The organism is Chryseobacterium subflavum (assembly GCF_055762745.1).
On the sequence record NZ_JBVTMR010000001.1, the window covers coordinates 1,723,978 to 1,745,504 of the forward strand.

Genomic DNA, 21,527 nt, shown 5'->3' on the forward strand with positions numbered 1-21,527 from the left:
TTACTTTTTATGTAATTTAATTCTATGTAATTTATACTTTTTATCTTTTTTCTGCTTTAAAATCAATCCGGCGAGTGGCGGCAGTTTTAAAGTTATGGATTGGGGCCTGTTCATCCAATCCCCTTTCTCTTCCCTGATAACAATAGGATCTACACCACTGCCACTGTATATTTCATCATCGGAATTGAAAATAACTTCCCAATGTGTTCCTTCGTTCACTCCTATTGTATACTCAACGATACGGGGTGTAAGATTAAGAACGACCATGCAAACATCCTCCTTCCGTTTTCCCTTTCTTAAATATACAAAGACAGAATTATCCTTATCATCGGCTTCCACCCATTCAAATCCTTTGGGATTAAACTGGTTTTCATACAAAGCAGATTCTGATCTGTACGCATGATTGAGATCTTTGACTAATATCTGCAATCCTTTATGAACAGGATACTGTAACAAATGCCAATCCAGGCTTTGCTTAAAATTCCATTCAGCAGTCTGACCGAATTCATCTCCCATAAAAAGCAGTTTTGCTCCCGGATGCGTATACATGTATACATAAAGTGCCCGAAGATTGGCAAACTTTTGCCATTCATCTCCCGGCATTTTATAAATAAGACTTGCTTTCCCATGTACAACTTCATCGTGAGATAAAGGCATGATATAATTTTCGTTATACATATACATGGACGCAAAGGTTATTTTGTGATGGTTGTTTTTTCTGAGGATGGGATCAAGTTTAAAATAATCCAGTGTATCATGCATCCAACCCATCATCCATTTCATTCCAAAACCCACACCACCATCATGCACCGGCTTGGTAAGCATTGGAAAATCTGAACTTTCTTCAGCAATCGTAATAATTGCATTTCCGAATTCTTTATATACTGCTGTATTAAACTCCTGAAGAAATATTTTTGCTTCAAGATTTACATTCCCGCCATACTGATTTGGCTCCCACTCTCCTTCATTTCTGGAATAATCCAGATGAAGCATGGAAGTTACGGCATCTACCCGCAATCCATCCGCATGATATCTTTCCAGCCAAAACATGGCGTTGGAGATCAAAAAAGATTTTACTTCATTTCTTCCGTAGTTGAAAATGTAAGATTTCCAGTCCGGATGAAATCCTTTTCTCGGGTCTTCATGCTCATATAAAAAAGACCCATCGAAACGATGGAGTCCATTCGCATCTCCCGGGAAATGAGACGGAACCCAGTCCAGTATTACGCCTATATCATTCTTATGAAGTTCATCAATCAGGAACATTAAATCCTGAGGAGATCCGAATCTTGAAGTTGCGGCATAGAAACCTGTGATCTGATATCCCCAACTGGGATCATAAGGAAACTCCATGACGGGCATAAATTCTACGTGTGTGAATCCCATTTCTATGATGTAAGGCACCAGCTTTTTGGCTATATCACGATAATTTAAAAACTTATCAGGATGGTCTTCTTCCCTTACCCATGAACCTAATTGCATTTCATAAACAGAAATCGGAGCTTCCAACCGGTTCTTTTTCCATCGGCTGTCCATCCATTCCTGGTCCTTCCATTCATACCACGTAGTAGAAATCAGAGATGCTGCCTGTAAATTTTGCTCCCAACTTAATGCATAAGGATCACTTTTTTCCAAAAGATCACCATAAGCCGTTTCTATAGCATATTTATATAAAGTCCCCCATTTAAGATCAGCAATAAAGCCCTCCCAGATCCCGGATCCATCCCACCGGGGATATAAAATATGCTCTTTATGATTCCAGTTATTAAAATTCCCAATCACAGAAACCTTTTTCGCATTGGGTGCCCAGACAGAAAAATAAACTCCTGAAACCCCGTCTTTCTCTACGGAATGTGCCCCAAACTTATCGTAAAGCTTGTAATGCTTACCTTCTTTGAAAAGATAAACATCATGATCCGTAAAAAGTGTATAGGTTTTAACAGAGTTCATTAGTGTTTAATTTTATATGCTTTGAAACTACGAAAAATACAGATAGAAACAATTAATTATAGTTCAAATAATTGTTATAAAAGTTCTTTCATCCACCTCCCTATCAAATATATAAAATTTAATAGTCTTCTGATTGTTTTTTACCAGAAATTTTCAACGTTTATATATCTAAAGTTTTTTTATAAATTTAGCCTTAACTTTTTATAAAACGCATGATGAAGTTTAAGCTTTACACTGATGAAAGTGATGACAGAACTGTTTATATAACAGGAAATTTTAATAACTGGAACCCTAAAGATGATCAATACAAGCTTACTTCCATAGATGCTAACAACTATAGCATTGAAATTAGCGATGAATTTTTGCCCTCAGCAATAGAATATAAATTCACAAAAGGAGGCTGGGAAAATGTAGAGCTTGACCAGTATGGAAATATTACTCCCAACAGAAAAGTAAACAAATCGACAGGAGAAGCCTCTGACATGGTAAAGAAATGGAGGCTTAACTGGGGACCTTTTAAAGATGAATTTTTTCCCATTATTGAAATCATCTCAGAAGAATTTTACATTCCACAACTCGACAGATACCGAAAAGTATGGGCATTACTTCCCTACGATTATTATATTTCCAACAAAAGCTATCCTGTACTCTATCTTCAGGACGCACAGAACCTCTTCAACGAAGGAAGTGAATACGGCAATTGGGAAATAGATAAAAAACTCTCTATTCTTGCAGAATATGGACGTGGGGATGTAATCATCATCGCGATTGAACACGGAAGTCAGGAAAGGATAAAGGAATATATATTCGACAATGATCATGTTGCTCACGGTTCCGAAGGCAAGAAATACATACGCTTCATCACAGATACGCTGAAACCTTTCGTCGATGAAAATTACCGGACAAAAAAAGACAGGGAAAATACAGGTATCGGCGGGAGTTCATTAGGTGCCCTTATTAGTATTTACAGTGGATTTCTATACCCTGAAGTATATTCAAAATTACTGATTTTCTCTCCTTCGCTTTGGGTAGAGCCTAACAATAATTTTCCAATGATGAACTTCCGTATTCCCTTCAAGACTAAAATCTATTTATACGGAGGAGGAAAGGAAGGATCTAAAATGGTAAAAAGAATCCGCATATTTGAAGAATATTTAAAAAAATGGGAACAAAAAAATCTTTTTGATTTCGAATTTAAAACCAGTATCAATCCCGAAGGTACACACAGTGAATTCTATTGGTCGCAGGAGTTTCCGAGGGCCATCGAATGGCTATTTTATGACAATACAGAAAATCCTGTAGAAGTAGCACCACAACAACAATCAATCAAACCGTAAAAATTATGAAACTAATCAATAAAAAAAATAAAAATTACATTCAGGTTTTTCAATTATTTACAGAAGAAGAATGGATCAAAAAAAATAAAAGCTTTAACAAAAATATTTCCACCTTTTTTACAGGAAAAAAGAATGAAGTTTTCATTAGCACTAGTGAAGATAGCATTACTTATTTTATCGGATTAGGAAAATCGTCTGTTCAGAGTTTTGAGATCCAGCAGGTGGCAGTAAAATTTTCACAAACACAAAAAAATAATTTAAGAGCTGTCCCTACTCTGTTGATGAGCGATTTCATCAGCCAAAAACAATTTGAAGAATTTATCAAAGGACTGTTATTAGGAACATACAAATACCCATTTGATAAAAGCCATCCTTTCTGGAGCCCTGAATTTGAAATTCACTTTGAAAATATAAGCCAGAAAAAACTGGATAATATCAGCCAAAAAGCATTAGCGTTGTCCAATGGTCAGACAGCCTGCCAGGAATGGTTAAATAAACCTGCAAACCTTAAGACCCCACCCGTTTTAGGCTCATACCTTAAGGATCTGGCAAAAAAACATCAGCTTAAATACACTGTATTCAACAGAAAAAAATGTGAGGAATTAGGTCTTGGAGCGTATCTCTCAGTTAATCAGGGAAGCGCTTATGATGCTGCATTCACCATATTAGAATATCGGACAACCGTAAAAAAAGCAAAGACCATTGGATTAATTGGAAAGTGTGTGGTTTTTGATACCGGAGGCATTTCATTAAAAGATCATCAGAACATGCATTATATGAAATCCGATATGGGCGGAGCAACTGCTGTTATAGGATCTTTAATTTATGCTTCAGAGATGCAGCTTCCTGTAAACCTTGTTGTAATTTTACCTATTACCGATAATGCTATTTCTGAAAAAGCTTTTCTGCCAAGTGATGTCATCACAGCTTACAACGGAAAAACTATAGAAGTTCTGAATACTGATGCAGAAGGCAGAATGATATTAGCCGATGCTCTTTCTTATCTGGCTAAAAACTACAAAACAGATCTTCTTATTGATCTGGCAACCCTTACAGGAAGTTCAGTAAGAATGTTTGGAGATACCTGTGGTGCTTTGTTCTCAAACAATGAAGAAGTGAAAAATCTGTTATTGCAAACAGGTGACAGAACCAATCAAAGGCTGTGGAATCTTCCCTTGTGGGATGTATGGAAAGAAGACATACAATCTGATGTAGCAGATCTTAAAAACATTTCCTTGAAGCCGATTGGTGATTGTATTGTAGCGGCCAAATTTCTGGAACAATTTATAGAAAATCATCCGAAGTGGGCTCACCTGGATATTGCGGGAGTCGCTTTCGGGAGTGTTGGTTATGCCAAAGAAAAAGCCGCAACAGGTTTTGGAGTGCAATTGCTGACGGATTTAATCGAAAATTATCATTAAAAATTAGTTTATTACAAAATTTCTCTGTATAATTGATTTACGATTTTCAAAATCTCAACAATGGCTAATTTTTAATATTAATTAGTTAATAAAAAATTGCTTTTATTTTTGATAATTCATTAAATTTTTAAAAACACTGTATGGAGGAGAAAACTATAGTATGTATTTCGTGCTATTACAAGGGCTATGATTTCATGGACGAAATGAAGATGCTCGGTAATAAAATAATCCTGATTACATCCGAAAATATCAGAGAAAAGAACTGGCCGTGGCATGCGATCGATGAGGTTTTTTATATGCCCGAATTAAAGCCGTCCGTATGGAACCTTGAACATCTTATTCAGGGATTCTCCCATCTTATGCAGACCCGAAAAATTGATGCTGTCGTTGCTCTCGATGATTACGACGTTGAAAAAGCAGCACTGATCAGGGAGACTTTCCGTATCCCCGGAATGGGACAAACTACCCACCGCTATTTCAGGGATAAACTGGCAATGAGACAAAAAGCCAAAGATTCGGGTATCAACGTGCCGGAATTTACAGCAGTCTTTAACAATGATGAGGTTAATACTTTTATTGAAAACATTCCTGCTCCGTGGGTGTTAAAGCCCCGTTCCGAAGCTTCTGCATCGGGGATAAAGAAAATCACTTCTAAGGAACAGCTTTGGGAAGCCTTAAATGAGTTGGGAGAAGAACGCCATCTTTTTTTACTGGAAAGCTTTAAACCCGGAGATGTTTTCCATGTAGACAGCCTTACTTTTGATAAGGAAGTTGTGTTTACATCAGCATCTCAATATCTGGCCCCGCCGATGCAGGTTTCCCATGAAGGAGGTGTTTTCAGAACCAAAACTTTAAGCAGGCAATCTGATGAATTCAAAGCTCTTGAAGAAATTAATGCAAAACTCCTCTCAAATTTTGGATTACTGAATGGAGCCACCCATACTGAATTTATAAGGAGTAAAGAAGACGGAACATGGTATTTTCTGGAAACCTCTTCACGTGTAGGGGGTGCACATATTCCTGATCTTGTTGAAGCTTCCAGCGATATCAATATCTGGCGCGAATGGGCAAAGATTGAAGACGCACTCCTGAGATCAAAAAAATATGAAGTAGCCAAACCCGTGGAGTACCATTCCGGGTTGATCATTGCCTTAATTAAGGATCAAAAGCCTGATTACGGTCCGTTCGAATGTGAAGAAATCGTTAAGTACCTTCCTATAGATTATCATGTCGGGATAGTATATAAATCCGGAAACGCCGACATTATACAGGAAAGACTCGACTTCGCAGCAGAGAAGATCAATACCGGATTACTGAATATTTTACCTCCGAAAGGTAAACCCACAAGTTAGTTCGGTCTGTATTCAAATTATAATTATTCCAAGCATGCCACATATAGAACATACTGATTATTATTCAAATATATTGGGAATAAGCATTAAGGTAGAAGTAACAGGACATTACGGCTATCCTATTATCATGTTCCCTACTTCGCAGGGATTGTATACCCAGAATCATGATTTCCACCTCAACGGAAGCATCAACTGGTTTGTAGAGCAGGGCAAAGTAAAACTGTATAACCTTCAGACTATTGACAGTTGGAGTTTTTATGATGATGCTATATCGCCGCAGCAAAGAATAAAAAATTATGAAAGATATGTTCAGTTTCTTATTCAGGAATTTGTCCCTTATATTCAGAAATTACATAAAACACACCGGGTTGCTATAGCCGGTGCCAGTTTCGGAGGATACCATGCTGCAAATTTTGCATTCCGGTTTCCTGATGTCATCTCACATTTATTCTGTCTTTCCGGGGCATTTACGATCCGGAATTTCATGGACGGATATTCTGATGATCTTGTATATTATAATTGCCCCAGAGAGTTCGTCAAAAATGATGAGGCCTGGAAATATAAACATATGCATATTGTCTTAAGTACTTCTGATCAGGACATTTGTAAGGATAAAAACCTTGAAATGGCAGGAATCCTTCAATCAAAAGGAATAGATTACTGGTATGATGAAAGAAAATGGATCACTCACGACTGGCCGTTGTGGAGAATGGTATTTCCGACGTTCATCAGCGCATTTTTTTCCTGAAAAATCAGGTTCTGACAATCATTTATTAGTATAAAACAATAAAAATAACAATTATGACAAAAAAGGTGGGAATTCTATTTGGTATGGAGGATACATTTCCCTGGGCATTTATCGATAAAGTAAATGAGCTGGGAAATGGCGAGATTATAGCAGAACCTGTCCATATTGATAAACTTGAACAAGGGGCTGATTATGGTTATGCTGTTATTATAGACAGGATTTCCCATGATGTTCCCTTCTACAGGGCATACCTCAAAAATGCTGCACTGAATGGGACCTATATTATCAATAATCCGTTCTGGTGGAGTGCTGATGAAAAATTTTTCAATAATGCACTGATGACAAAACTGGGAATTCCTCTTCCCAAAACGGTATTATTACCTTCTCACGAAAGGCCAACCAATACTACGGAAACATCATTCAGAAACTTAAAATTTCCTCATGACTGGGAATATATATTCGATTATGTAGGTTTTCCCGCTTATATGAAACCTCACGACGGAGGAGGCTGGAGAAATGTGTATAGAATTGAAAATCCGGAAGATTTATGGAATAAACTGGGTGAAACAGAACAACTCGTGATGATGGTTCAGGAAGAGATTATTTTTGATGATTACTACAGGGTATATTGCCTGGGTAGGAAATACGTTCATATCATGCCTTATGAGCCTCGAAATGAGCCTCATTTAAGATATGCAACCAATCATCAGACTGATGGTGAAGAACTGGAAAAACTATTGAAGACCATTCACGATTATACCATAACAATGAATGAGGCCTTAGGATATGATTTCAACACCGTGGAATTTGCAGTACGGGATGGAATTCCTTATGCTATTGATTTTTGTAATCCTGCGCCTGATGCCGACAGAAATTCTGTAGGAGAAGAAAATTTTGCATGGATTGTGGAACACGCTGCTCTGTTTGCGATTGAAAAAGCCAAAGAATATGTTCCAGGAAAGCCTAATATTTCCTGGGGAAATTTTGTAAAAGACTCCATACGATAGATCAGTGAAAGAGAAAATAAAAAAACACTAAAAGGATGCACCAGTTTACTATAGGAATCGAAGAAGAGTATCAGATAATTGATGTTGAAAGCAGGGATCTTATTTCTCATGTTTCTAAAATTATTGAAGGTGGTAAAGCTGTTTTAAGTGAAAATTTAAAACACGAAATGCATGAGTCCATGATTGAAATGGAAACAGGGATCTGCCAGAATATTCAGGATGCAAGAACTGAGCTCACGAATTTAAGAAGGCATCTCATCAATATTGCACATGAACAGGGGCTCAGGGTATCAGGAGGAGGAACCCATCCTTTCTCCCATTGGTCGGACAATTCCATTACCCAAGGTGAACGTTATGTAAAAATTGTAGATGATATGGGAGATGTAGCCCGGGAAAATCTTATTTTCGGTCTTCATGTTCACATTGGTATTCCCAATCGTGAAGAAGGAGTAAGAATTCAAAACGTAATGCGATATTTTCTTCCCCATGTTTACGCTCTATCAACCAATTCTCCATTTTGGATCGGAAGAAATACAGGTTTTAAATCATACAGACAAGAGATCTTTGTCAAATTCCCAAGAACAGGGATACCAAGCTATTTCAACTCATTGGCTGAATTTGACAGCTATGTAGACCTTCTGGTGAAAACAGGAACGATTGATAACGCCAAAAAAATATGGTGGGATCTTCGGGTACATCCATTCTACCCTACTATTGAATTCAGAATCTGTGATATGCCGTTAAGGATTGATGAAACGGTTTGTCTGGCTGCCATTATGCAGAGCTTAGTAGCCAAAATTTATAAACTTCACAAGCAAAATTTAAGTTTCAGAAGCTATAGAAGGCTTTTATTAAACGAAAATAAATGGCGCGCTTCAAAGAGTGGTATAGAAGCACATCTTATCGACTTTGGTAAAGAGGAATCGGTGCCATATCCGGATCTCCTGAAAGAACTGCTGGAATTTATAGATGATGTAGTTGATGAGTTAGGATGCAGGAAAGAAGTAGAATACGCATGGAAAATACTGGAAAACGGAACCGGTGCAGACAGGCAGCTTCAGATCTTCAGGGAAACAGGAGACCTTACTAAAGTGGTAGATTATATGATCTCCGAAACAGAATACGGCATTACCCACGGCGAAATCATTTCATGATATTTTTGGTAACTTTGCAAAAATATGATGTATGAAAGATATTAGAATTGCTCTGTTGGACATGAACAACAATCATGTTAACCAAGGATTTAGAAATATTAAAGAAATTTCTGAAGCCTTCAGGCAAAATTCTGAAGAAAATGTAAGCATTGAGGTATTTGATGTACGCTACAAAGATGAAATTCCGGATATCAGAGATTTTGATATTTTTATTTCATCTGGAGGGCCGGGAAATCCTCATAAAGAAGGTTTGGACTGGGAAATAAAGTACGCTGATTTTTTAGATGCCGTATATAACCATAATAAAGAAAAGGAGGATAAGAAATATTTGTTTCTCATATGCCATTCGTTTCAGATAGGAAGTATTCACTGGAATCTGGGAAATGTATGTCCAAGAAAATCTTACTCTTTTGGAGTAATGCCTATCCACAAGACAGAGGAAGGAGAAAGTGAATTCTTATTTAAAAATCTTTCGAATCCTTTTTATGGTGTAGATTCGCGGGCATTTCAGTTTATAGAACCGGACCATGATCGTTTTGAGGAATTAGGAATGAAGATCGTTGCAATAGAAAAATTCCGACCTCACATAGACCTTGAACGGGCTGTTATGGCAGTTCGCTTCTCAGAAGAGATATTTGGAACACAGTTTCATCCCGAAGCAGATCCGGCGAGCATGCTTGAAAATCTAAAAGATGAAAAGAACAGAGCTGCGATGATAGAAAATTTCGGAAGAGAGAAATATCTTGAAACACTTGACCGCATTGATGATGAAGACAAAATTGTTTTGACTAGAGCCCAGATCCTTCCGGCATTTTTACAGTTTGCGAAAAAAAATATTCTGAAAAGAACAGGTGTAATTGCTTGAAATAAAAAGTAAATAAACGCAATCCCATAAATCGAGCAAAATTGCTCGATTTTTTAAAATCACAAAGAAAAAAATATGATCCCAAAATACAGAAAGCAATTTAATAAAGATTTTTCGCAGGAAAAATACAATCAAGTTAAAGATATTCTTACGCAAAAAAGCGGTATTGAGCCTGCATTCAGAATTTCAGAAAGTCCGTTTTTTCTTACTAAAGAATTTGAAACCAAACTCATTGACGCCAGTGAAAGCATTATCGATCAGATAAAGGCTTTACCTAAAGAAATTCTTCAGAAAGCTATCCCGGAGAATTGTAAAGTTCCCAATGATACAGATCAGCCTCACTTCTTCACCATTGACTTTGGTGTTTGTAAAAATGAAAATGGAGAGATTGAGCCACAATTGATAGAACTACAGGCCTTTCCATCGTTATATGCTTTTCAGAAAACTTTTGAAAATACTTTTTGTGAAGTTTATCCCTTTCTTTCAGCAATTAAGAATCCCATGTCTGCTGACCAGTTCACTCATTATTTGAAAGAGTTAATTATCGGAAATGAAAATCCGGAAAATGTAATTCTTCTGGAAATTTTTCCCGACAAACAAAAGACGGCAATAGATTTTGCGCTGACTGAAAAATTACTCGGTATAAAAACAGTTTGCCTTACTAAAGTAAAAAAAGAAGGAAGAAAACTATACTATGAGGATAATGGCAGACAAATTCAGATAAAAAGGATTTATAATCGTGTTATTTTTGATGAATTGGACAGAATTCCGGGTCTTACTCTTGAATTCGATTTTCGAGAAGAGGCAGATGTTAAATGGATCACCCATCCCAATTGGTTTTTTAAAATTTCAAAATACCTTTTACCTTTATTACGACATCAGTTTGTTCCTAAAAGCTACTTCCTCCATGAGTTTCCCGAGCATGAGAATCTTGAAAATTATGTTTTAAAACCTTTATTTTCATTTGCAGGTAGTGGTGTAGAACTCAATCCTACCTTTGAAATAACAGATTCTATTACAGATAAGGAAAATTATATATTACAACGGAAAGTACAATACGAACCTGTTTTTGAAGATATCAATGGTGAATTTTCAAAAGCAGAGATCCGTTTATTGTATATTTGGCGGGAAAATGATGAACGTCCTATCTTACTTGAGAATCTGGGCAGAATGACCAAAGCTGCCATGGTGAATGTAGATTTTAATAAAAAAGATGCCATCTGGATCGGTAGTTCTAATGTATTCTTTGGAGAAATGTAAAAATAATTAAAACAATATCTGTTTATGGAACAAAATTCCGCTTTTGAAGAGTTTGATAATACCACTAAAAGGCGCGACCTATTACCGGTATGGATCAAGATCTTTACCTGGTTTTTCTTAATTGGAGGATCTGTAGCATCCCTGATACTAATTGCAGGATTTTTCCTGACAAATGTATCATTATCAATTTACGGAATCAAAGCCAATCATCCTTATACTATTCCTGGTCTCATCGTTTGTATTCTTTTAATTTTTAAGGCCATTGTAGCTTATGGACTTTGGTTTGAAGAAAAATGGGGTCCAAAAACAGCAATTATTGATGCTATTATAGGTATTATAGTTTGCATTGTCATGATGGTAGTTATTCCTTTCGTTAATTCAAACATCAGCTTCACCATTAGACTAGAATTAATCCCTCTCTATTTTTATCTGATGAAAATGAGGGAGATTGAGAAGAGATGAACAAGCTTATAAAAGAAAAACCTCCAAATGGAGGTTTTTTCATTATATTCTTAATCAGATTTTATCGTCTTCCAGCAATTCTTTAGCCTGATACTCCTGGACAAGATCAATCGCATTTGAAATCACATCGCTCAGGGCAGTAATAAATGTTCCTTCTTCAGCCATTCCGATAGCATGTTTCAATGCCTCAATTTCTTTTGGAATAATCTCATAACTTACATCTCTTCCGGCTTCATTAATTCCGTCTATAATCAGACCGTTAATTTCCTCTTCTTTCCTTCCCCGAAGATGTTTTTCATTTCTTATGATAATGTAATCAAACATTCTCCCCGCAATCTTGCCGCATAACCGTATGTCTTCATCTCTCCGGTCTCCTACCCCTGAAATAATTCCAATTTTTTTGGTTGACTCTACATTTTTAAGATAATCTTCAATCGCCTCGTAGCCATTCGGATTATGGGCAAAGTCTATTAATACCTTAAAATTTTTAAACTTAAATATATTCAATCTTCCCGGTGTAAGCTGTGCACTTGGAATAAATGTTCTAAGTGAATTTGAAATATCCTCAATACCAAAACCGTACAGGTAGCAGGCTAAACTTGCTGCCAGAACATTTGCGATCATGAATTTTGCCTTACCTTCCATTGTAATAGGAAAATCTTTAGCCCTTCCAATGCGGATCTTCCAGTCTCCTTTTTTAATGGTTACAAAGCCTTCTTCATACACACAGGTAATTTTTCCTTCTTTCGCGAACTTCTTAATATACGAATTATTCTCGTCCAAGCTGAAAATTGCTACATTGCTGTCCAGATCATTTACAATTCGCATTGAATATTCATCATCGGCATTCATTACACTCCAGCCACTTTTCTTTACACTATCCAATACTACTCTCTTTACTCTGGTAAGATCTTTTAGATTATGAATATCATTCATCCCCAAGTGATCTTCTTTAATATTGGTTAAAACGCCAATATCACACTGTGAAAAACCTAACCCTGAACGCAGAATTCCTCCTCTGGCAGTTTCTAATACCGCAAATTCTACAGTCGGATCTTTTAAAACAAATTCAGCGGAAAGCGGACCTGTGGTATCTCCTTTTGTAAGCATGGTATTCTGAATATAGATTCCATCTGAAGTTGTAAATCCAACTCTGTATCCGTTATTTTTAACAATATGGGAGATCAGTCTCGTCGTGGTTGTTTTACCATTAGTCCCCGTTACAGCTATAATAGGAATTGTAAAAGGTTTTCCCTGTGGATACAGCATATCTACAACAGGAGCAGCCACATTCCTCGGAAGACCTTCACTTGGAGCAAGATGCATTCTGAATCCAGGAGCTGCATTTACTTCAATAATGGCCCCACCACTTTCTTTGAGTGGCTGAGTCAGATTTTCAGCCATGATATCGATACCACAAACATCAAGACCGATGATTTTAGAAATCCTTTCGGCCATGGTAATATTTTCAGGATGTACCATATCCGTTACGTCAATTGAGGTACCTCCCGTAGAAAGATTGGCAGTAGATTTCAGGAAAACGACTTCTCCTTTCTGAGGAACCGTCTCCAGTGTATACTGAAGCTTTTCAAGAAGCTCCATCGTATCCTTATCAATTTGTATTTCCGTTAAAACATTTTCGTGACCATAACCTCTCCTCGGATCTTTGTTTTCCTTTTCAATCAGTTTTCCTATATCATGTTCTCCGTCACCTACCACGTGGGCAGGTACCCGTCTGGCTGCTGCAACCATTTTATTATTAATGACCAGAACCCTGAAATCATATCCTGTAATATATTTTTCAACGATCGTTTTTTTAGAATAGTTCTGGGCATGTTGCAGACCAATTTTAGCACTTTCCCAATCATTTACATTGATAGAAGACCCTTTTCCATGATTACCGTCCAATGGTTTAAGAACAATCGGATATCCTATTTTTTTAATAACCTTTTCCAAGCCTTCTTCATCCGTCACAAGGTCACCTATGGGAACCGGAATTGCCGCATCATGAAGCATCTTTTTAGTAAGCTCCTTGTTACATGCAATATCTACCGCAATTGAACTTGTTTTACCGGTAATCGTTGCCTGGAATCTTTGCTGGTTAACTCCGTATCCCAATTGTACCAGAGAATTGGTTCCTAATCTGATCCATGGAATTTTTCTGGAAACGGCTTCTTCTACGATACTCCCTGTAGAAGGACCTAAACGAACACGTTCCCTGATTTCCTTTAATTTATGAACGCATTCACTGATATCGTATTCTTTTCCTTCGATCAGGGCTTCAGCAATTTTTACGGCTTCTTCAGCAGCATAAATTCCTGCATTTTCTTCAATATAATCAAATACTACATTGTAAACTCCGGGAGTTTTTGTTTCACGGGTTCTTCCAAATCCGGTGTCCATTCCTGCCAAAGTCTGGATTTCGAGAGCGATGTGTTCAATAACATGTCCCATCCAGGTTCCCGTTTCTACCCTATGAAAAAAGCCTCCTCTTACGCCCTCCGAACAGCGATGGGTAATCAAGGAAGGTATCAATTTTTCTATACGCTCTCTGAACCCTTCAATCTTATTGGTAGGAAAATTCTCCATCTCTTCGAGGTCCAACCGCATCTGTATCAGCTTCTTCCTTCTGATGCTCCAAATATTTGGACCACGTAAGGCCTGTATCTTCTCAATTTTCATAGTCAATTTGCATTTTTCTTGATTAATAATAACATCTTCTAAAATCAAAGATAATGTAAAACCATAAACAAAACCATAGACCATTTAAAGATTTCCCAAAAAAATTAAATATTATTAACAATCTTAAAATCCTCAAAATCAATTTATGTATAATTGATATTTCCTCGAGTATTAATAATTTTTTAAATTTGCATACATGATGAAACCTGTTGGAAAATTAATTGTTATCGGAGGTGCTGTAAATAAAGGAAGTTTTGCAGAAACCGATTATGATCAGAACATAGAAAAAAACCTTAATTTTTTTGAAAGAGGTATTTTAAGAAAGATCATTAATGAGTCTAAGCTCAAAGAAAATTCTGTAATAGAAATCGTTACTACAGCTTCACAGATCCCTCAGATTGTAGGAACGGAATATAAGAAAGCATTCGAATTTCTGGGCGCAAAAAATGTCAACATTCTGGATATCCATAACCGGGAAGAAGCCAATTCTGATGCTATGGTAGCAAGAGCCAATGCAGCGGACGTGGTGATGTTTACCGGTGGGGACCAATTGCGGCTTACATCTATCCTTGGCGGGACAAGATTCCACGATACCATTCTTTTAAAATACCAGGAGCAGGATTTCATCTATTCCGGAACTTCTGCCGGAGCTGCTGCAGCTTCAGAAAACATGATCTATCAGGGTAGCAGCTCGGAAGCATTATTAAAAGGAGAAATAAAAACCACTCAGGGGTTAGGACTTATTGATAATGTAATCATTGATACCCACTTTGTACAAAGAGGACGTATCGGAAGACTTTTCCAGGCAGTTGTTAATAATCCAAGAACATTAGGAATCGGATTGGGAGAAGATACAGGTCTTTTTATACACAATGATGTAATGACTGCTGTAGGTTCAGGTCTTGTAATTATCGTGGATGGACGTTTTATTAAAGATACCAATCTTACCAATATCAACTTAGGCGAACCTATATCCATTGATAACCTTACCGTGCATGTCATGTCGATGAACGATCATTATGACCTTACCACAAGAACATTAACGATTGAGAATTCACAGTTCAATCCTATCCCACAGGACAAATAATTTGATCCCGAAAAATTGAGAGTGAAGAATTAAAAGTTTTTAGTGTATAAGAACTAAAAACCTTATAATTTATAGTCAATATAATCGTAAGTTTACCACCTTCAACTTTCATTTAAATAAAAATATGAAAATAATCATCCACGGTGGTTTCTTTTCCGAAAGTGACCAAAGCCATGAAGTAAAAGTTGCCAAACAAAATTCATTAAAAAATATTGCACAAAAAGCATTTGATTATCTGCAATCCAATTCAGCTTTTAATACCGTAGCGTATGCAGTATCTCTTCTTGAAGATGATGCCCTGTTCAATGCAGGAATAGGTTCCCAAATCCAAAGTGATGGTATCATTCGGATGAGTGCAGCGATCATGGATGGAGAAACACAGAAATTAAGTGGTGTTATTAATATTCAGGATGTTAAAAATCCCGTATTTGTAGCAAAGGATTTAATGAAGGAGGAAGATCGTGTTTTAGGAGGTAGTGGTGCAAAAAAATATGCTTCAGGACATGGTTTTGAAGATTTCTCTACAGAAATTCCCCAAAGAAGAAAAGAATACGAAGCAAAAATCAATAACGGTGGAAAAGGAACTGTAGGCTGTGTAGCCATAGACAAAGATGGAAAACTTGCTGTTGCCACTTCAACCGGTGGAAAAGGATTTGAAATTCCAGGAAGAATTTCTGATTCAGCTACTGTTGCCGGAAATTACGCCAATTCATTTTGTGCCGTAAGCTGCACTGGTGTAGGTGAAGATATTGTAAGCAATGCTACAGCAACCAAAATTGTGACCCGGGTAACTGATGGAATGAAATTGAAAGATGCATTTCATAAAACCTTCGAGGAATTAAAAACTATTGATGGCTTTGCAGGTGCGATTGCTCTTGATAAAGATGGAAATATCTATCATCAGGACTCTTATCCTACGATGGTTTTTGCAAGTTTTGATGGTGAAAATTTTGAAATATTCAATTAATTTAACATTTTTTTATTACTGCTTTCATTTTTTTGGCACGCAATTTACATGATACTAAACAACAAATTTTTAATATTAATTTAAAAAAATAGAAATCATGGGAAATAAGACAAACGGATTATTAGCTTTATTAGGTTTAGGTGCTTTAGCATATTGGAAGTACAAAAAATCCACACCAGAAGAACAACAAGCAGTAAAGGACAAAATCAACAACGTTAAGGACAATGTAAACAAGTGGGGAAATGATCTTAAGAACAAAGCAAATGATGTAGCATCCCAGGTTCAGGACAAAGTTGATGAGGCTAAAACAAAAGCTCAGGACTCTTTAAGTTAAAACAAGTTTTTTTTAACATTCATATACAGAAAAGTCATCGTAATACTTATTTACGATGACTTTTTTTGTGCCTCCAATGCAAATACCAAAGGTATATGATTTCCAAATTGCGGTATTCTCCATTTACCTTTCTCAGATTCTACAATGTGTTTAAAACAAGGATAGGGAGACCAGTCAAATTCCTGAAAGTCATTTATGGTCATGTTATTTTTAATTAGATTCTGGATAACCTCTACCAATGAATGATTCCACATCACATATTCCTGAGTAATATCGGCTGATTGATCTGCATACGTTCCGTTATATGTTTCAATGATCGGTTTTTCATTGAAATAATTATAAGCAACCCTATTAAAGTCATCATCAAACATCCATACAACAGGATGAAATTCTGCCATGATAAACTTCCCATCCGGTTTTAAAAAGTGAGCAATAACCTGCGCCCACTGATCCAGGTCGGGAAGCCATCCTATGGTTCCATAGCTTGTAAATACAATATCGAACTTTTCATCTAAAACATTGGGAAGATCGTAAACATCAGAGCAAATAAATTCAGTATCGGTTCCACACTTCTTCGTCAAATCTCTTGCAGTGGCAATAGCTTTGTCAGATAGATCAATTCCGGTAACCACAGCTCCCAGCCTTGATAATGATATTGAATCCTGTCCAAAATGGCATTGCAAATGCAGGATCTTTTTTCCTTCAATATTTCCTAAAAGTTCGAGTTCTATGGAATTGAGTGAATTTCTTCCATTTAAAAACTCATCAACAAAATAAAAATCCGATTTAAGATGGGGTTCCACCTTAGCATTCCAGGAGTTTCTGTTAATTTCTAAATAATTCTTTTCCATGATTGAACATATAAGTGCTATGATGTGTATTGTAAACAATATTAATTATAATGCCCCGAATCAGTCATCAAGAGAATCATCGGATGGAATCACAATAGAAGTGTAAGGACTGTAAATCTCCCACCCTAAAGTTTCATATAATGATTTACCCTCTGTAGTGGCCACCAGAAAATTATTCCAGGCGCCTTTTGACAGTGCTATTTTTTCAAGTTCTTTCATTAGTAAAGAAGCAAGTCCTTTTCTTCTGTGTTTCTCATCTGTAATGATCTGATCATACACAGCCATATCATCAACAATAGCAACTCTTCCTATCGCTCCCTGCTCATTTCTATTTTTGGTCATTACCCTTACAACATGCGTAGAATTATACACGTCATGATGAATCGTGTAGTCATCTGGGAGACCACGCTTTAAAGCAACCATGGGATGAAAACATGACATCATATACTGGTCACCCTGAATTTTCCATTTTGAGGGGATTTTATCCTTAAAAGTTTCAAAAGCTGAGGAAACTTTCAGGTATACCCATGGTTCATCAATTATCTTCGACAGCTGAATAAAATCATCATTAGGTTCAGAAAACAGATATCGCTTTTTCTGCATAGGAGTATTTACATCAACAGTAAAACCGGATTTATATGGAACCGGTAAAGGTAATTCTCTTGATAACGACCATCCTTTCAACCACTTTTCTAATATTTCGGCTGAAGCTTTATTTTTCATGATAAGGCTATTAAAAATGTTGACATAAATATAATAATTGATTGATCTTATCTCACAATAAATATAGATTATATACATCTCAAAATATTAAAATAAATCACCATCTTTAACATAGTGTATTATTAAAGGCCAGGTTTTAAACAGATAAAAAATAATTTCATGAATAAAAAACATATTGTAATCATAGGTTTAGGAGGTGTAGGTGGCTATTTTGGCTTTAAAATAAGCCAGAATAATGAAACTTTCCACCAATATATCATATCATTTGTTGCAAGAGGTGAAACCTATAAAAAAGTGAAAGCGGAAGGCTTGACCTTAATTTCCACTGAACACCGATATAGTAAAACATGGGCTAATTCAGTTTATGAAAATATCGGGGAAATTGTAAAACCTGATCTTGTATTGATTTGTGTAAAAGAATACGACCTGGAAAGAGTTTGTCAAGAACTGAAAGAAGTCATTACTGAAAATACCATTTTATTACCTATGATGAATGGTGCTGATATTTATGACAGAATAAGAAAAATAATTCCTGCTCATGTTATATTGCCTTCATGTGTTTATGTGGCTTCTCATATAAAAGAAAAAGGAGTTGTAGAGCATAAAGGGAAAACTGGAAAGTTGATTATTGGCAGGGATCCACAAAATTTTTCCCAAAACATAGATTGGGTAATCAATGTTCTCAAAGAAAGCAGGATCGATTTTGATTTTAAAGATGATGCCTTAACTGATATCTGGACCAAATTTACTTTTATAGCAAGTTTCGGACTGGTAACAGCTAAATACAACTCCTCTATTGGTACCGTTTGTACAGATCCTGCACAAAAAAATGAGGCAGAAGAAATAATGAAGGAAATAAAAGCAATTGCAGATAAAAAGGGGATTTTACTTGAAGATAATATCATCGAGAATACTTTTGAAAAAGCATCAGCATTTCCTCATGAAACTCCTACTTCCCTTCAATTGGATATTAATTCCGGAAAAAAAGAAAGTGAACTGGAATTATTTGCAGGAGCAATTATCAAATACGGAAATGAAAACGGAATCAAAGTACCTTTTACTCAAAAAATATATAATGAAATAAAGGCTAAGATAAAATAAAAAAAGAGTCTTCTTATCTTGATAAGAAGACTCTTTTTAGTTATTAATCTAGACTATCCCAAAAACTCTTCCAAAGAAACTGTTTTTTGCTCTCCGGCTTCAAGGTTTTTAAAAGTCACTGTTCTGTTTTTAATCTCTTCTTCACCCAGGAATACCAGGTTTTTAATTCCCTTTTTTTCCGCATAAGTGAATTGCTTATTAATTTTTGCACTTTCAGGATAAAGCTCGGCAGAAATCCCCTTTGCTCTGAGTTGAATAATCAGCTTTAGAGCTTCAAGTGTTTCTTCCCCTCCGAAATTAGCAAACAAATATTCTACTTTCGACGCAGCCTCTTCCGGGAAAAGACCTAGCTCTTCCATAACCAGATAAATCCTGTCTAATCCGAAAGAAATACCGATACCCGGAATATTTTTAACCCCGAATACAGCCGTAAGATTATCATATCTTCCACCACCACCGATAGAACCCATTTGAGCTTCATCGGCTTTCACTTCAAAGATAGCTCCTGTATAATAATCCAACCCTCTTGCTAATGTAATGTCGAAAACAAGGTTCTGCAAGTCTACGCCAAGACTTAAAGATTGCGTAAGAACAAACTCCAGTTCCTCTACTCCTTTCAATCCTATTTCATTTCCTACAAATTTTTCCTTCAGCTGAAGAAGGTTTTCCAAAGCATCATCCGATTGAGAGAATAAGAAATCTAGTTTATCGATAGATTCCGGGGAAATTCCTCTTTCAAGCAATTCCTTGATTACACCGTCTTTTCCAATCTTATCCAATTTATCAAGTGCTACAGTAAAATCAATAAGCTTATCTGTAATTCCTGCATATTCTGCCAATCCGGAAAGGATTTTCCTGTTGTTGACATGAATCGTTACCGAAACTTTCAAGTCTGAGAAAGATTTCAGATACAGCTGAATCAGCTCTACTTCCTGTAAAAGACTTTCACTGCCTACTACATCGGCATCACACTGGTAAAACTCCCTGAACCTTCCTTTTTGAGGGCGGTCAGCTCTCCAAACCGGTTGAATCTGATATCGTTTGTATGGAAATGTTAATTGCCCGTGATTCATTGCCACGAATCTCGCAAAAGGTACGGTAAGATCATAGCGAAGAGCTTTGTCCGTAAGACTTTCTGAACTGAAAGGCTTATCCAATGCTTTTTGAAAATCGGTAAGCATCTGTGTCTTTTTATCTTCTTTAGCTTCATTGATGCTCGAGTTCAGAATCTTAAAAATTAACCGATCTCCCTCTTCTCCATATTTCCCCGTTAATGTCGAAAGATTTTCAAAACTTGGTGTCTCCAAAGGCTGGAATCCAAATAATTGAAAGTTATTCTGTAAAATATTAATGATATATTTTCTTCTTGAAACTTCCTGTGCGGTAAAATCTCTCGTTCCTTTTGCTAAGCTTGGCTTCATTCTATAATAGGTAAATGATAAATAATAATTGATAAGTCTTGCAAAAATAAGGAATTGAAAGGACTTTTTAAATTCCGGAAGATTTTAATTATTTAAAATTTGAACTCATCAATTCCCTTATCATTAAACAGTATTTTTGTACAAGCCTCATGATTTTTCAAAGCTCCCTGTACACGCCATATGATCGTATATTTCTCTCCGATCCTCATCTGTTTACCCCTGCTCGATTTTAGTCCGTATTCTTTGAAAAGGGCTTCATATTTATCCACCACTTCATCATTATAAGAAAGGGTAATCTGATAAGTATAGCGGGTTGTAATCCTATCGATAACGTTCTGTATGTATTTGAAAAGGACCAAAAGTAAAACTACAGATAGGGAACCGATAAGAGCTTCCTTATAATATTCCGCACCTATCGTCATACCCAGTGCCGCACAAATCCAAATAGTCACAGCTGTTGTAAGTCCGGATACCCTGTTTTCCTCCTTAAAAATAACTCCCGCCCCTACAAAGCCGATTCCTGTAATAATATTAGCTGCAATCCGATCCGGACTTCCCTCGACACCAAGACTCAAAGATAGCATGGTAAACATACACGAACCCAATGTCACTAATATCATTGTCCTAAGTCCTGCAGATTTTAACTGGTACTCTCTTTCGATCCCGATGATTCCTCCAATTACAATCGAAAATACTATAGGGAGTATATCGTTTATACTAATCATTTATCTTTTTTTTGCCTATGTCAAATTATTATTTTTTTGTTTTATTTACAAATGTCTTATAAAAAAATATTATCAGTTTT

The 21,527-nt window shown here is 36.4% G+C and carries 19 protein-coding genes; 13 read left to right on the forward strand and 6 right to left on the reverse strand.

Features of this window, described 5'->3' with window-relative positions:
- The gene (glgB, locus tag AC0INN_RS07575) at window positions 1-1,950 is read right to left on the reverse strand and encodes a 1,4-alpha-glucan branching protein GlgB (RefSeq protein WP_306612552.1); all 1,950 of its coding nucleotides are present in this window, start codon (window positions 1,948-1,950) and stop codon (window positions 1-3) included.
- Between the two features lie 215 nt (window positions 1,951-2,165).
- Between glgB and AC0INN_RS07580 the strand changes: the two genes are divergently transcribed.
- The 9 genes from AC0INN_RS07580 to AC0INN_RS07620 all read left to right on the forward strand — a co-directional run bounded on the left by AC0INN_RS07580 (window position 2,166) and on the right by AC0INN_RS07620 (window position 11,556).
- Complete coding sequence (locus AC0INN_RS07580; protein ID WP_172279662.1) at window positions 2,166-3,287, forward strand: alpha/beta hydrolase-fold protein; 1,122 nt, start codon at window positions 2,166-2,168, stop codon at window positions 3,285-3,287.
- Window positions 3,288-3,292: 5 nt separating this feature from the next.
- Window positions 3,293-4,708 (forward strand): M17 family metallopeptidase, encoded by a 1,416-nt coding sequence (locus AC0INN_RS07585; RefSeq protein WP_306612554.1) that lies wholly within the window; start codon window positions 3,293-3,295, stop codon window positions 4,706-4,708.
- Between the two features lie 140 nt (window positions 4,709-4,848).
- Window positions 4,849-6,060 (forward strand): ATP-grasp domain-containing protein, encoded by a 1,212-nt coding sequence (locus AC0INN_RS07590; RefSeq protein WP_306612556.1) that lies wholly within the window; start codon window positions 4,849-4,851, stop codon window positions 6,058-6,060.
- A gap of 34 nt (window positions 6,061-6,094) precedes the next feature.
- Window positions 6,095-6,808 (forward strand): alpha/beta hydrolase-fold protein, encoded by a 714-nt coding sequence (locus AC0INN_RS07595; RefSeq protein ID WP_306612558.1) that lies wholly within the window; start codon window positions 6,095-6,097, stop codon window positions 6,806-6,808.
- Window positions 6,809-6,861: 53 nt separating this feature from the next.
- Window positions 6,862-7,815: an ATP-grasp domain-containing protein gene (locus AC0INN_RS07600; protein WP_306612560.1), complete on the forward strand. Its 954-nt coding sequence runs from the start codon at window positions 6,862-6,864 to the stop codon at window positions 7,813-7,815.
- Window positions 7,816-7,850: 35 nt separating this feature from the next.
- Window positions 7,851-8,969 (forward strand): carboxylate-amine ligase, encoded by a 1,119-nt coding sequence (locus AC0INN_RS07605; RefSeq protein ID WP_172278560.1) that lies wholly within the window; start codon window positions 7,851-7,853, stop codon window positions 8,967-8,969.
- Window positions 8,970-9,000: 31 nt separating this feature from the next.
- Window positions 9,001-9,834, forward strand: coding sequence for a type 1 glutamine amidotransferase (locus tag AC0INN_RS07610; protein ID WP_172278562.1), 834 nt, complete (start codon window positions 9,001-9,003; stop codon window positions 9,832-9,834).
- Between the two features lie 75 nt (window positions 9,835-9,909).
- Complete coding sequence (locus AC0INN_RS07615; protein WP_273648211.1) at window positions 9,910-11,094, forward strand: hypothetical protein; 1,185 nt, start codon at window positions 9,910-9,912, stop codon at window positions 11,092-11,094.
- A 24-nt stretch (window positions 11,095-11,118) separates the two neighbouring features.
- On the forward strand, window positions 11,119-11,556 hold the full coding sequence (locus AC0INN_RS07620) for a hypothetical protein (RefSeq protein ID WP_273648212.1): 438 nt from the start codon (window positions 11,119-11,121) through the stop codon (window positions 11,554-11,556).
- 54 nt (window positions 11,557-11,610) lie between these two features.
- On the opposite strand, the gene cphA is transcribed toward AC0INN_RS07620, so the two are convergent.
- Window positions 11,611-14,238, reverse strand: coding sequence for a cyanophycin synthetase (gene cphA / locus AC0INN_RS07625; protein WP_172278567.1), 2,628 nt, complete (start codon window positions 14,236-14,238; stop codon window positions 11,611-11,613).
- Between the two features lie 199 nt (window positions 14,239-14,437).
- On the opposite strand from cphA, the gene AC0INN_RS07630 reads away from it, so the two are divergent.
- The 3 genes from AC0INN_RS07630 to AC0INN_RS07640 all read left to right on the forward strand — a co-directional run bounded on the left by AC0INN_RS07630 (window position 14,438) and on the right by AC0INN_RS07640 (window position 16,626).
- Window positions 14,438-15,325, forward strand: coding sequence for a cyanophycinase (locus AC0INN_RS07630; protein ID WP_172279675.1), 888 nt, complete (start codon window positions 14,438-14,440; stop codon window positions 15,323-15,325).
- 124 nt (window positions 15,326-15,449) lie between these two features.
- Window positions 15,450-16,292 carry an isoaspartyl peptidase/L-asparaginase gene (locus tag AC0INN_RS07635; protein WP_273648213.1) on the forward strand — a complete coding sequence of 281 codons (843 nt, stop codon included), beginning with the start codon at window positions 15,450-15,452 and terminating at the stop codon, window positions 16,290-16,292.
- Window positions 16,293-16,389: 97 nt separating this feature from the next.
- Window positions 16,390-16,626 carry a YtxH domain-containing protein gene (locus AC0INN_RS07640; protein ID WP_172278571.1) on the forward strand — a complete coding sequence of 79 codons (237 nt, stop codon included), beginning with the start codon at window positions 16,390-16,392 and terminating at the stop codon, window positions 16,624-16,626.
- A gap of 50 nt (window positions 16,627-16,676) precedes the next feature.
- Here the strand turns inward: AC0INN_RS07640 and AC0INN_RS07645 are convergent, their stop codons facing one another.
- Window positions 16,677-17,477, reverse strand: coding sequence for a class I SAM-dependent methyltransferase (locus AC0INN_RS07645; protein ID WP_306612565.1), 801 nt, complete (start codon window positions 17,475-17,477; stop codon window positions 16,677-16,679).
- A gap of 60 nt (window positions 17,478-17,537) precedes the next feature.
- Window positions 17,538-18,200 (reverse strand): GNAT family N-acetyltransferase, encoded by a 663-nt coding sequence (locus AC0INN_RS07650; protein WP_273648215.1) that lies wholly within the window; start codon window positions 18,198-18,200, stop codon window positions 17,538-17,540.
- Between the two features lie 159 nt (window positions 18,201-18,359).
- On the opposite strand from AC0INN_RS07650, the gene AC0INN_RS07655 reads away from it, so the two are divergent.
- Window positions 18,360-19,301: a ketopantoate reductase family protein gene (locus AC0INN_RS07655; RefSeq protein ID WP_273648216.1), complete on the forward strand. Its 942-nt coding sequence runs from the start codon at window positions 18,360-18,362 to the stop codon at window positions 19,299-19,301.
- 53 nt (window positions 19,302-19,354) lie between these two features.
- Here AC0INN_RS07655 and hisS read toward each other — a convergent pair whose 3' ends face one another.
- Window positions 19,355-20,722 (reverse strand): histidine--tRNA ligase, encoded by a 1,368-nt coding sequence (hisS, locus tag AC0INN_RS07660; RefSeq protein ID WP_306612568.1) that lies wholly within the window; start codon window positions 20,720-20,722, stop codon window positions 19,355-19,357.
- Window positions 20,723-20,814: 92 nt separating this feature from the next.
- Window positions 20,815-21,447, reverse strand: a complete 633-nt coding sequence (locus AC0INN_RS07665; RefSeq protein ID WP_273648217.1) for an MgtC/SapB family protein — start codon at window positions 21,445-21,447, stop codon at window positions 20,815-20,817.
- Window positions 21,448-21,527 lie beyond the last annotated feature (80 nt).